This is a genomic window from Amycolatopsis sp. cmx-4-83 (assembly GCF_046548815.1).
Classification (GTDB): Bacteria; Actinomycetota; Actinomycetes; order Mycobacteriales; family Pseudonocardiaceae; genus Amycolatopsis; species Amycolatopsis pretoriensis_A.
On sequence record NZ_JAEBEF010000008.1, the window covers coordinates 72,040 to 84,293 of the forward strand.

General features: G+C 71.4%; 12 protein-coding genes and 4 tRNA genes. 11 read left to right on the top strand and 5 right to left on the bottom strand.

The annotated features are described in order from the left end of the window. Positions 1-50: 50 nt before the first annotated feature. From ACLJQM_RS24785 to ACLJQM_RS24795, 3 genes are all read right to left on the bottom strand, one after another. Positions 51-665: a malonic semialdehyde reductase gene (locus tag ACLJQM_RS24785; protein WP_360784311.1), complete on the bottom strand. Its 615-nt coding sequence runs from the start codon at positions 663-665 to the stop codon at positions 51-53. 209 nt (positions 666-874) lie between these two features. Further along, positions 875-2,392 (bottom strand): sugar transferase, encoded by a 1,518-nt coding sequence (locus ACLJQM_RS24790; RefSeq protein WP_360784314.1) that lies wholly within the window; start codon positions 2,390-2,392, stop codon positions 875-877. A 757-nt stretch (positions 2,393-3,149) separates the two neighbouring features. Beyond that, positions 3,150-3,221 (bottom strand) — tRNA-Val (locus ACLJQM_RS24795). 392 nt (positions 3,222-3,613) lie between these two features. Between ACLJQM_RS24795 and ACLJQM_RS24800 the strand changes: the two genes are divergently transcribed. From ACLJQM_RS24800 to ACLJQM_RS24815, 4 genes are all read left to right on the top strand, one after another. Continuing rightward, positions 3,614-4,039: an SsgA family sporulation/cell division regulator gene (locus tag ACLJQM_RS24800; RefSeq protein WP_033293569.1), complete on the top strand. Its 426-nt coding sequence runs from the start codon at positions 3,614-3,616 to the stop codon at positions 4,037-4,039. Between the two features lie 112 nt (positions 4,040-4,151). After that, positions 4,152-4,224, top strand: a tRNA-Gly gene (locus ACLJQM_RS24805). A gap of 23 nt (positions 4,225-4,247) precedes the next feature. Then, positions 4,248-4,318 (top strand) — tRNA-Cys (locus ACLJQM_RS24810). A 1-nt stretch (position 4,319) separates the two neighbouring features. Further along, a tRNA-Val gene (locus ACLJQM_RS24815) sits at positions 4,320-4,394 on the top strand. 114 nt (positions 4,395-4,508) lie between these two features. Here ACLJQM_RS24815 and ACLJQM_RS24820 read toward each other — a convergent pair. Further along, entirely contained in the window at positions 4,509-5,417 is a 909-nt protein-coding gene (locus tag ACLJQM_RS24820; protein WP_410632931.1) for a LysR family transcriptional regulator, read from the bottom strand. A gap of 101 nt (positions 5,418-5,518) precedes the next feature. Between ACLJQM_RS24820 and ACLJQM_RS24825 the strand changes: the two genes are divergently transcribed. From ACLJQM_RS24825 to ACLJQM_RS24845, 5 genes are read left to right on the top strand one after another with little or no spacing between them, the layout of a single operon-like run. Next, on the top strand, positions 5,519-6,628 hold the full coding sequence (locus tag ACLJQM_RS24825; protein WP_410632932.1) for an FAD-dependent monooxygenase: 1,110 nt from the start codon (positions 5,519-5,521) through the stop codon (positions 6,626-6,628). Beyond that, positions 6,625-8,394: a CocE/NonD family hydrolase gene (locus ACLJQM_RS24830; protein ID WP_410632933.1), complete on the top strand. Its 1,770-nt coding sequence runs from the start codon at positions 6,625-6,627 to the stop codon at positions 8,392-8,394. Before ACLJQM_RS24825 ends, ACLJQM_RS24830 begins: the two co-directional genes overlap by 4 nt. Next, positions 8,391-8,867 carry a nuclear transport factor 2 family protein gene (locus ACLJQM_RS24835; protein WP_410632934.1) on the top strand — a complete coding sequence of 159 codons (477 nt, stop codon included), beginning with the start codon at positions 8,391-8,393 and terminating at the stop codon, positions 8,865-8,867. Before ACLJQM_RS24830 ends, ACLJQM_RS24835 begins: the two co-directional genes overlap by 4 nt. A 22-nt stretch (positions 8,868-8,889) precedes the next feature. Further along, positions 8,890-9,204: an NIPSNAP family protein gene (locus ACLJQM_RS24840; protein ID WP_410632935.1), complete on the top strand. Its 315-nt coding sequence runs from the start codon at positions 8,890-8,892 to the stop codon at positions 9,202-9,204. A 24-nt stretch (positions 9,205-9,228) separates the two neighbouring features. Continuing rightward, positions 9,229-10,134, top strand: a complete 906-nt coding sequence (locus tag ACLJQM_RS24845; protein WP_410632936.1) for an acetamidase/formamidase family protein — start codon at positions 9,229-9,231, stop codon at positions 10,132-10,134. 55 nt (positions 10,135-10,189) lie between these two features. Here the strand turns inward: ACLJQM_RS24845 and ACLJQM_RS24850 are convergent, their stop codons facing one another. Next, positions 10,190-10,984: a MerR family transcriptional regulator gene (locus ACLJQM_RS24850; protein ID WP_410632937.1), complete on the bottom strand. Its 795-nt coding sequence runs from the start codon at positions 10,982-10,984 to the stop codon at positions 10,190-10,192. A 78-nt stretch (positions 10,985-11,062) separates the two neighbouring features. On the opposite strand from ACLJQM_RS24850, the gene ACLJQM_RS24855 reads away from it, so the two are divergent. Both ACLJQM_RS24855 and ACLJQM_RS24860 read left to right on the top strand, forming a co-directional pair. Continuing rightward, a complete protein-coding gene (locus tag ACLJQM_RS24855; RefSeq protein ID WP_247023958.1) occupies positions 11,063-11,425 on the top strand; it encodes a nuclear transport factor 2 family protein in 363 nt (120 codons plus the stop codon). 36 nt (positions 11,426-11,461) lie between these two features. Then, positions 11,462-12,250 (top strand): SDR family oxidoreductase, encoded by a 789-nt coding sequence (locus ACLJQM_RS24860; RefSeq protein ID WP_360784337.1) that lies wholly within the window; start codon positions 11,462-11,464, stop codon positions 12,248-12,250. The last annotated feature ends 4 nt before the right edge of the window (positions 12,251-12,254 follow it).

Genomic DNA, 12,254 nt, shown 5'->3' on the forward strand with positions numbered 1-12,254 from the left:
AACGCGGAACGGGCCGCCCCGGGTGCCCGGAGCGGCCCCTCCCGAGAGCGTCAGAGGGTCTCGACGACCTGGTCGAAGTCGAGGCGCGGCAGGCGGTCGAACCACGGGTTCTCGCCCGGCTTGCCGACGTTCACCACGACCAGCGAGCGCCACTTCTTGCCCGCGAAGAACTCGTCGTCGACGCCCTGGGCGTCGAAGCCGGTCATCGGGCCGGCGGCCAGGCCGGCGGCGCGGACGCCGATGATGAAGTAGCCGACCTGCAGCAGCGAGTTGAGCTTGGCGAACTCGACGCGGCCCTGCTCGTCGGAGAAGTTGTCCTTGACCCCCGGGTTGTGCGGGAAGACCTGCGGGATGTTTTCGTGGAAGTCGACGTCCGCGGCGAGCACGACGGTCAGCGGCGCGGCTTCGGTCTTGTCCCGGTTGCCCGGGGCCAGGTGCGGGAGCAGGCGGGCCTTCGCCTCGGCGGTGCGCAGCACCAGCGCGCGCAGCGGCTGGGTGTTCATCGACGTCGGGGCCCACTTGACGAGGTCGTAGATCGCGCGGACCTGCTCCTCGGTCACCGGCTCGGAGCTGAAACTGTTGGCCGTGCGGGCCTCGCGGAAGAGGAGGTTCTGGACGTCCGCGGGGACCTGGAGGCCTTCGGTCTGCTCGGCAAAGGTGGTCATGGGGCTGGGTTCCTTCCGTTGGTCGGTACCCGGTGCAACTAGGTTGAGCGTTGAACTATTTCGCGTTCAACCAGTTGCGTGGATCACAGCGGGGAGCGAGCAACGGTCACCCGATCGGGTCGCGGGCGCTTCGGCCCCGGAACGAGCACGGCCGCCGACCCCCTCCAGCGGGGTCGGCGGCCGTGGTGCGAAGCGCGCGGTCGGTCGGCTCAGTAGGCGCCCTGGCCGCCCATCACCGCGCGGAAGGTCTTCCAGAGGATCACCAGGTCCAGCGCCAGGGACCAGTCCTCGACGTAGCGCAGGTCGAGCCGGATGCTCTCGGCCCACGTGAGGTCGCTGCGGCCGCTCACCTGCCACAGGCCAGTCAGGCCGGGCTTCACCAGCAGGCGGCGTCGGGCGTCGGGCGCGTACTGCGCCGTTTCCTCCGGCAGCGGCGGGCGCGGACCGACGAGCGACATCTTCCCGGCCACGACGTTGAACAGCTGGGGCACCTCGTCGAGCGAATACCGGCGCAGGAAACCACCCACGCGGGTGATCCGCGGATCGCGCTTCATCTTGAACAGCGGCCCCGCGCCTTCGTTGTCCGCGGCCAGCGTCTGCTTGATCTGATCGGCGTCGGTGACCATCGTGCGGAACTTGAGCATGGTGAAGACGGCGCCGTCGCGGCCGACGCGGCGCTGGCGGTAGATCACCGGGCCCCGGTCGTTCAGCTTGATCGCGAGCGCGATCACCAGCAGCAGGGGCGAGAGCACGGTCAGCAGCAGCGCCGAGCCGCAGCGGTCGACGATCTCCTTCACCACCCGGCGCCCGCCGGTGAACATCGGCGCCGTGACGCGCAGCAGGGGCATCCCGAGCACGCCGGTGACGTTGAGCCGCGGGCCGGCGACCTCCATCAGCACCGGCGCGACGACCATCTCCGCACCGGTCCCCTCCATGTCCCAGGCCAGCCGCTGCAGGCGCTTCGGCGTCCAGTACTGGTCCGCGGTGATGGCCACGACCCGGTAGCCGCCGCGGCGCACGTGGCGGGACAGCTCCTCGAGCCGTCCCACGACCGGGACGCCGTCGATCTCGCCGCTGTCGCGCTCTTCGCCGTGGCCGCTGAAGGTGCAGACGGCCTCGACGCGCCAGCCGACGTGCACTTCCGAGCGGGTGCGGGCGATCAGGTCGGCGACGGTCTCCGGGCTGCCCGCGGCCATGACCGGCAGCAGGCAGAGCCCCTTGGCGCGCTTGCGGTGCAGCACCTGGCGCAGCAGGTACCGCTGCGGGAACGCGACGAGCGCGATGGCCGGCACGACGACGAACACCCAGACCTGGACCTCGAGCGCGCCGAACAGCAGGCCGCCCAGCGCGACCAGGACGGCGGCGGTGATGAAGCCCCGGCCCAGCGTCCGGTACTCCTCCGCGCCTTCGCCGAGCACGCGCGGGCTCCAGGCCCGGCTGACCGGCAGCGAGACGAAGATCGCCAGCATCGTGCCGAAGGCGTGCATGTCGTGCGGGGCAACGCGATCGATGACGAACGCGCTGATCGCGATCACCAGCAGCGTGATGAACACGTCGCTGCCGATGACCCAGGCTCTGTATCTCGCTTCCCAGGCCGCCGGCAACGCCTTGGGGGACGGTGTCGCCGTGGGGCGCTCGTCCTTCTTGGCGGGACGCGGGATGGCCTGGAGGTCGATGTGCGGCGGTGGCTGGCTCACCGTGTACGAAGGCCGCACCGACTCTTCCATCTGACCTCCCGTGAACAGGGTCCGGTTGATCTCACAGGCACGCTGCGTCACCGACGGTGATTTCGGAGAGTCATCGAGACTCAGCTGTCGCGCAGTGCCCGGAGAGGCTTCACACGGCAAGGTATCGGCGACTCTCTCAGCATCGTTACAAGGATTTCCAGCCACATGCTGCGCGTCTTCCCCGCCAGAAAATCGCCGCAAGATAACAAGATGATGACGATGGGTAATAGGGCGTATCCCCACGAATATTACAATCCGTAGTCGCAACCGGCGTTGCCCGCACCCGGGTGGACCACGCGCTGCCGAACGGCCGAACGGGACCCCGGAAATCTACTGTGGACACTGCGTCCCCGTCGACGTCCACAGTGGACCAGGCCGCGGCGCGGACGGCGGCGCGAGGACGGCTCATGCGCGGACGGTGACGTTCTTCGTCACACCGTCACACGCGCCGGTTTTTGTCGCACGTGGCCCGCCGCACCGGCCACCCGCGCGTGCCGAGGATCACATGAGCCCTCCCACGGGGTCCGGTTCGACAGAAGTCCGCCGCGGCGGCAAGTTCCCGAGGCGGTTCCGGCAGCCCCTCCCGGCGGGGGCGCGAACCGCTCTACCGAACAGATACGGCCGGCCCGAACGGACCGTTCACTCCGGTTCGGCCGGGCCGCGCGCGCGGCCCGGAAAGCCGAGCCGACCTGGGGGCGGGTGAAAACGCCGAAGGCCCCGGACGGATTCGTCCGGGGCCTTCGGCGTCGAGCTTCGGTGGGCGATACTGGGATCGAACCAGTGACCTCTTCGGTGTGAACGAAGCGCTCTCCCCCTGAGCTAATCGCCCGCTCGCGGTGGTACGGAAACTTTAGCGTACGACTTCCGGGCGCCTGCAAACGGGTGGTCCTCGCCGACCACACTCCGCTTACCGGCGAGTACGGAACGAACAACCCCGAGCTAGCCGGGGTTGTCGCGGCCGGGGGCCGCCCGACGCCACGTTCGACATCCGTGCGACGGTGCTATCGCCCGGCGACTAAACCGCGCAGTATGGAGGCGTGGGCCCCCGCGGGGTGCGCGGTCACACGCGCGCCGTGGGGTGGTCACGGACGGCAGACGGCGGCTCATGGGCCCGGACGGGTGATCTGCGGCGCACCCGCGACGGAAACGGCCTCCCGAAGCGTCCCACTTGGTGACGCCCTCGGCCGGGCCGGGCCGGGAAGGGAGACGAAGGGTAGGACGATGCGCAACGATCACGTGACGCTCCGCTCGACGGCGGTCTTCGACCTGCTGGCGCCGCGGACCCCCGCGGTTCCGGTGAAGGTGGAGCTGCGCTACGACACACGCGACCCGTACGCGGTCGTCGCCGCCTTCCGCACCGGCCGCGCCGGCTGGGTCGAATGGGTGTACGCACGCGACCTCCTCGCGGACGGCCTCCTGGCCGACGCGGGTGACGGGGACGTCCGCATCCGCCCGTCCGTCGAAGACCCCGAGTCCGTGCTGATCGAGCTGAACTCGCCCTCCGGGCACGCCATGTTCGAGGCATCCGCCCAGGAGCTGGCCGACTTCCTCGACCGCACGTACGACGTGGTCCTCCCGGGCAACGAGCACCTGTGGGTCGACGTCGACGACGCGCTCACCCACCTCATCCCCCACGATCTGGCCTGATGACGGGCTTGCAACGGCGGAGTGACACCCCGGTGTCGCCGCCGTTTTCGGGGTCCGATATGGTTTTCCCACACCACGGCGACGGGGGCACAGACCTCCGGAGCTGCGGAATGCGGATGTAGCGCAGCTGGTAGCGCATCACCTTGCCAAGGTGAGGGTCGCGGGTTCGAATCCCGTCATCCGCTCGGTAGGCTCTCGAGCCTGTCACGGTGGAGTGGCCGAGAGGCGAGGCAACGGCCTGCAAAGCCGTGTACACGGGTTCGAATCCCGTCTCCACCTCGCGCGATTAGCTCAGCGGGAGAGCGCTTCCCTGACACGGAAGAGGTCACTGGTTCAATCCCAGTATCGCGCACCACCTGATTTCGCAGGACTGAAGCCCTGTTCCTCCTCGGAGGGGCAGGGCTTCAGTCGTTCGCCGGCGGCGATCCGGCGTCAGTGCCTCGTAGAGCACCGCGATACCCGGACGCGATCACGGGGGCCCCGCGACGAGGGTCATGATCCGGCGGACGCGCTCGCGCAGGAGTGCGTGCGTCCGGTCGTGGTGGTTGCGGGGGTGCCAGGCCATGCCGAGCACCACTTCCGGCACCGCTACGGGAAGCGGGAACGTCCGCAGTCCCAGCGTTTCCAGCATCGGCCGGCCCAGTCTGGCCGGGGTCACGCACACGACGTCGGTTCCGCGGGCCACGTGCAGCGCGCCGGCGAAGCTCGGCAGGACGGCGACCACCCGGCGGTTCAGCCCCAGCTCGGCCAGCCGCTCGTCGATCGGGCCGTGCGCGCGGCCCCGGCGGGAGACGACGATGTGGTCGGCCGCGGCGAACCGCTTCGGGGTGACGGTCTTGACCTTCGCCAGTGGGTGATCCGGGCGGATCGCGCCGACGAGGGTTTCGGTGACGAGCGTTTCCGTGTGGACTTCGGGGTCGCCCGGGCGCAGCGTCCCGAGCTCCAGGTCCACGAGTCCTTCCCGCAGCGCCGGGACGTCCTGGAGGTTTTCCGGTCGCAGCCGCAGGGAGATCCCCGGCGCCTGGGTCCGCAGGTCGTCGATGAGGGACGGGATGAACGTCGTGGACAGCATGTCGGTGACCTGCAGGTCGAACCCGCGCACCGCGGTCCGCGGGTCGGCGGCCGTCGACGGGCCGAAGAGCGCACGGGCCCGGGCGGCGATCGCGTGCACCTCCCCGCGCAGCTCCAGCGCCCGCGGGGTCGGCACGAGATCGCGGCCGGCCCGGACGAGCAGCGGGTCGTCGAACGCGCGCCGCAGCCGGGCCAGCGTGCGGCTCATCGCCGGAGCCGACGTGTGCAGGCGCTCCGCCGCCTTCGTCACGCTGCTTTCGGTGAGCAGCGCGTCCAGCGCCTCGATGAGGTTCAAGTCGTGGTCCACGCGCCGATTATCACAGGTGGAATGAGTAGGTACCAACGTTGCACTGGAGTTAACCGGAGACGGTCCTTAACGTCGGGTTCAGACGACGGAGGAGGACAGCGATGCGAGCTGTGGTGATCGGCGGCGGGATCGTGGGACTGACGAGTGCTCTCGCCTTGCGCCGCAACGGAATCGACGTGGTGGTCCACGAGCACGCGCCGGAGATCCGCGCGGCCGGCGCGGGACTGGGGCTGTGGGCCAACGCACTGGCCGTGTTCGACGAACTCGGCGTCGGCGACCAGGTGCGGGCTGTCGGCAAACCCGGGGAGATGTACTTCCACGACACGGCCGGACGGCTGCTCGAAACCCCGGAGTTCGGCGTCGAGGACCACCGGTTCCTGCTGGTGCACCGGGCGAAACTCACCGATCTGCTCGCCGACGCCGTCGGCCGGGACGACATCCGCCTCGCCACCGGGTTCGCCGCGTACGACGAGCACGCCGATCGCGTCACCGTCCGGTTGACCGACGGCAGCGAGGACACCGCCGACGTGCTCGTCGGGGCGGACGGCGCGTACTCGGCGGTGCGCGCGCAGCTGGTGCCGGGGAAGCCGGCGGAGGAACACCCCGGGCACCACGCGTGGCGCGCGGTGCTCCCGGACCCGGGTCTCGCCCTGACCGGGAACCGGGTCATCCTCGGCGGCGACCGCTGCCGCGGCGGGTACGTGCGCACCCACGACGGCGGCGTCTACTGGCTGGTGAACCAGTTCGACACGCCGGAACCGACCGGCACCCTCAAGGAGCAGGCCCTGGCCCGGGCCGCGCACCTGGACGACGGCGAGCACGGCGGGGTCCTCACCGAACTCATCCACGCCACGCCCGAGGAACTGATCCTGCACAACCAGATCATGCTCGTGCCGCCGTTGCCGCACTGGACGTCCGGGCGCGTCGTGCTCGCCGGCGACGCGGCGCACGCGATGTCGCCGCACATCACCGCCGGGGCGACGCTGGGCGTCGAAGACGCCGCGCTGCTCGGCCGCCTGCTCACCCCGGGCGGGGACGTGCCCGCGGCGCTGGCCGCCTACGAGGCGGATCGGATCCCGCGGTACGCCCGCGTCGCGGAACTCTCGGCGGCCGTGGAGCACTCCCCCACCCCGCAGGAGTTCGCGCGGCACTACGCCGCGTTCAGCCACTGGATGCTCACATCGTCCGCCGAAAACCCGGTGACGGCATGACCTTCACGGTGGAGGTCGACGTGCCGGTGCCGATGCGCGACGGCGTCGAGCTCGCCACCAACGTGTGGCTTCCGGACGGACCCGGGCCGTTCCCCGCGTTGCTGGTCCGCACGCCCTACGGCAAGGACGACGCCGGGCTGTACGGCAATCCGAAGCTCCCCGACGTGTTCGCCCTCGTCGGAGCGGGATACGCCGTGGTGGCGCAGGACGTCCGGGGTACCTCCCGCTCGCCCGGGACGTTCGTGCCGCACACCCACGAAGCCCCGGACAGCGTCGACACCCTCGCCTGGCTCACCGCGCAGCCGTGGTGCGACGGCGCGGTCGGCATGTGGGGCGGGTCGTACATGGGCTTCAGCCAGTGGCAGGCCGCCGCGCACGGCGTTCCGGCGCTGCGGGCGATCGCGCCGGTGATGACCTCGGCCGACCCGTACGCGGCACCGTGGCGCTCCCCCGGCGGCGCGCTGTCCCAGGACGCGGTCCTGACCTGGGGCACCCTTTCGGCCGTGCGCAACCTGCGTCGTGGCCTCGGCGAGGGGAGCGGTGACCCCGCCGACGCCGGAGCGCTGCTGTCCGGCCTCGCCGAGCCGCGGTCGCTGCACGAGCCGTTGCCGATCGCCGGCCGCGCCGCGGTGACCCGGTCCCTGCCCTGGTTCGCCGACGTGCTCGACCACCCGGAACGCGACGCCTTCTGGCGGGAGATCGCCGCGACCGACCACGGCGAGCGGATCACCGTCCCGGCGCTCCACATCGGAGGGTGGTACGACGTGTTCGTCGGTGAAACCGTGCGGTCCTACCGGATGCTGCGCCGCCGCGGTGGCACTGCCGCCGCCCGCGACGGCCAGCGGCTGATCATCGGCCCCTGGTCCCACCCCGACGGCACCGATCTCGGCACCTACCCCGACCGGTCGTTCGGGCTCGCCGGCAGCATCAAGACCGCCGGCATCACCGAAGCGCACCTGCGGTTCTTCGACCGCTGGATCCGCGGCCGCGAGCTCCCCGACGACACCCACCGGGTCCGGATCTTCGTCATGGGGGCCGACGAGTGGCGCGACGAGCCGGACTGGCCGCTGCCGGACACCCGGTACACCGATTTCTTCCTCGACGGCGGCGGCCGCGCGAACACCGCCGGCGGCGACGGTGTCCTCAACTCCGCCACCCCGCCCGCGGACGCCACCGACACGTTTCGCTGCGACCCGCGCAATCCGGTGCCCAGCCTGGGCGGCACCGTGCTCGCCGCCGCGCCGGGGACCCACCCCGGACCGGCCGACCAGGCCGCGGCGGAAGCGCGCGAGGACGTCCTGTGCTTCACCACTCCGGTTCTCGAGCGTCCGGTCGAGGTCACCGGGCACGTCACCCTGGTGCTGCACATCCGATCGTCCACACCGGACACCGACTTCACCGGCAAGCTCGTCGACGTGCACCCCGACGGCCGGGCGATCCTGCTGTGCGAAGGCATCCAGCGCGTCCGCTACCGGAAGTCGCTCACCGAACCCGCGCTCCTCGCGCCGGGCACGGACGCCGAACTCACCCTCGGCCTCGGCGTCACCGCGAACGTCTTCCGGCCCGGGCACCGCATCCGGCTCGAGGTGGCCGGCAGCAACTTCCCCCGCTACGACCGCAACACCAACACCGGCGCGACGATCGCCACCGACGGCACCGGCGACGTGGTGGTCGCCGTCAACCACGTCCACCACGGACCCGCGCACCCCAGCCGGCTGGTCCTGCCGGTGATCGACCGCCCCGCGTCCGAGGAGCCTCGACCATGAACGCACTGCAGGACCTTCTCGACCGCGCGGCCATCGCCGACGTCGTCGCCGGGCTCGCCCACGCCCAGGACGACCGGGACTGGGCCGCCCTGCGGCGGCTGTTCGCCGACGAGGTGACGCTGGACCTGTCGACGCACTACCACGGCAGGCCGCCGACGACGGTGACCGCCGACGGCCTCGTCGAGCTGGCCCGCGCGACCCTGGAGGGTTTCGACAGCACCCACCACACCGCCACCGACCTCGTCGTGCGGCCCTCCGGCGACGATGCCACGTGCCGCGCGCACGTCGTCGCCTACCACCACGTCCCCGCCGGTCCCGGCGTCGTCGACCACTGCACGATGCGCGGCCACTGGGAGGTGAAGCTGCGCAAGCTCAGCGGCCGGTGGCTCATCGAGCGCTGGACCGTGGCGCGCACCGCGCCGTGGGAAGGCTCCCCCGACGTCTACGCGCTCGCCGCCGCCCGCCGCTCTTGACCGCCACGAGGGAGTACCACCGATGTTCTACGAGATCCGCACCGAGCACGCCCGTCCCGGCCGGGGCGCCGAACTGGCCCGCTACCTGGACGAGACCGTCATCCCGCTGCACCAGGAACTGGAGATGCGCGTGGTGGGCTCGTTCACCGTGGCCGGCGACGAAGACGCCGTAGTCTGGATCAGGCGCTTCGAAAACGACACCGACCGCGAACACATCCTGAACGCCGTCCACCGCGATCCCCGGTGCGCGGCCCTGGCCGGAACCGTTGCCGCGCTGACCGCGGCGCCCGCGTCCACGGTGCGCCTGGCGCCGACCGCCGGGTCCCTGCTCCGCTGAACGTCCGCACCGGAAAGGAAAACCGTGGCCGAGCACCAGCTTCCCGCGACGCGGGAGACCACAGTGGACGTCCTCGACCGGGCCACCCCGCCCGTGCTCACCGTCGATCCGGGCGACTCCGTCCTGGTCGGCTCGCTCGACGCCGGCGGCTACCTGGACCGGCGAGTGGACGGCCCCGCGATGTACCCGGAACGGCGCGGGCACTGCCTGACCGGGCCGATCGCGGTGCGCGGCGCCGAGCCGGGCATGGTCCTGGGCGTGCACTTCACGTCGATCGCGCCCGGCGACTGGGGCTGGACCACGGCCGGGGTGAAGGACACCGCGCTCAACCGCGGGCTCGGCGTCGCCGACGGCCCGGGCACGTGGCTGACGTGGGACATCACCGGCGAAACCGCCACCAGCGACCTCGGCCACACCGTCGGCGTCGCCCCCTTCCTCGGTGTCGTCGGCGTTCCACCGGCCGAGCCGGGACCGCACTCGACCATTCCGCCGCGGGCGCTCGGCGGCGGCAACCTCGACTGCCGGGACCTGGTCGCCGGGTCGACGTTGTTCCTGCCGCTGACCGTTCCCGGCGCGCTGCTGCACCTGGGCGACGGGCACGCGGCCCAGGGCAACGGCGAAGTCGGCGGAACGGCGATCGAGTGCCCGATGACCACGGAGGTCACCCTCACCCTGGCGGCGAACGCGGCGGTCCCGGGTATCCACGCCGAAACCCCCGAAGGCCGGGTCACCTTCGGCTTCGGCGCCGGCCTCGACGAGGCCATGGCCGACGCGCTGGCCGCCATGGTGACCTGGCTGCAGCGGATCCACGACCTGGACCGGTCCACCGCGCTCGCGCTGGCCTCACCGGTCGTCGACCTGCGGATCACCCAGGTCGCCAACGAGACGTGGGGCGTGCACGCCGTCCTCCCGCACGGCGCGATCCGCTGAGGGCACCCGGCGCGGTTCCGGGCCGCCGCCGATCGGGTGCCGCGCTCCGGCCGCTTCAGGTGACGCGGAAGACGGGCCAGCCGATCTCGGTGCGCCACGCGGCGGGATCGCTCGAGTCGCGAGGGCCGGCGACGTAGACCTCCCGCACCGGCCCGGACACCGACATCGCGTTCTCCACCACCCAGGTCCCGAGTTCGCCGTAGGTGACCTCGATGCCGTCGTGCTCGCCGACGTGGGTGGTGACGGCCAGTTCCGCGGCCGGGAGAACCGCGGGGTGCACGCGTCCGGTGCGAGGTGGCGCGGCGGTCGGCAGGTAGACGAGCGCGTGACCGCGCTCCTGTTCGAAAAGGGCGTTGTCGTAGCAGCCGCCCGGCGGCCCGGTCGCGGCGGCGCCGACGGCCGCCTCCAGCTCGGCCATCGCGCCCGCGAACCAGGCCTCGACATCGCCGTGCCCGACCACGGCCTCCACCGCCGCGACCGTCCGGGCGGGCTCCGCACGCAGCTCGACATCGATCGGCGCGGGGTCGGGCCGCAGCAGGCGCCGCAGCGACACGACCGCGGCCCGGGTGCGGTCGAGCACGTCCTCGAGGCGTTGCAGGTGGTCCGCGACCAGGGCCGCCCGGACACCGGGGTCGGGAGTCCGCAGGATTCGCTGCACATCGCTCAAGGGGACGTCGAGTTCGCGGAGCCGGTGGATGACCTGCGCGGCCGGGATCTGGTCGAGGCCGTAGTAGCGGTAACCGGTGGTCTCGTCCACCACGACGGGCTCCAGCAGGGCCGCCTCGTGGTACCGGCGCAGGGTCCGCACGCTCAAGTGGGTCAGCCGCGAGAACTCCCCGATGCTCAGCATGCCTCCATTCTGGACTCTCCCCCGGGGAGAGAGTCCACGGCTTGACCCTCCCACGCCGCGAGGTCACACGATGGCCGCATGACACAGCACACCGATCTCCCGTCCGATCTGCTCCCGACCCCCGTGCGCGGGTTCTTCGCCGCCCACGTCGTCCGCGACGCCGGCACCGCCTCGTCGTTCCTCACCGAGGACGCGGTGCTCGTCGACCAGGGCGAGACCTTCCGCGGCCGGGAGACGGCCCACGCGTTCCTGCGGGACGCCGGGTCCGAGTTCGAGTACACGACCGAGCAGCTCGGCGCCCGCCGCGTCGACGACACCCACTGGGTGGTGACCGTGCGGCTCGAGGGCACCTTCCCGGGTGGCGTCGCCGAGCTCGACTACCGGTTCGCGGTGCGGGACGACCTCATCGCCGAACTCGTCATCGCCAACCACCCGGCCTGACCGGATCCGCCACGCCGATCTTCACTGGAGAGAAAAATGTCTAGTTCAGACCGTGATCGTCTCGACGGTCGCCGGGCACTGGTCACGGGCGGCTCGAAGGGCTCGGGCAAGGCCGTCGCGGAGAGGCTGCGAGAGCTGGGTGCCGACGTGTACGTGACGGCGCGAACGATGCCCGCCGGGTACGAGCACCCCGACCGGTTCATCGAAGCGGACGTGACGACGATCGAAGGCACCGACGCGGTGGCCGCCCGGATCGCCGAGGCCGGCGGCGCACTCGACATCCTGGTGCACGTCGTCGGCGGCGCGTCGACGCCGGCCGGTGGATTCGCCGTCATCACCGATGACCAGTGGCTCACCGAGCTGAACCTCAACTTCCTGGGAGCGGTGCGGCTCGACCGGGCTCTGCTCCCGGCGATGATCGAGTCCGGGGCGGGCGTGGTGCTGCACTTCACCTCGATCCAGCGGGAACTACCCCAGTACGACGCGTCCCTGGCATACGCGGCCGCGAAGGCCGCTCTGCGCACGTACAGCAAGGGACTCGCCAACGAGCTCGCGCCGCGCGGCGTGCGGGTCAACGCGATCAGCCCCGGCGGGATCGAGACCGAAGCCTACGAAAGGTTCGTGGACCGGATCGCCGAGGGCAACGGGCTCACCCGTGAAGCAGCCAAGCAGACCATCTACGACTCCCTCGGCGGGGTACCGCTGGGACGGTTCGCGAACACCGGGGAAATCGCGGACCTGGTCGGGTTCCTGGTCTCGGACCGCGCCTCGGCGATCGTGGGCGCCGAGTACGTGATCGACGGCGGAACTGTGCCGACCGTCTGAGCGA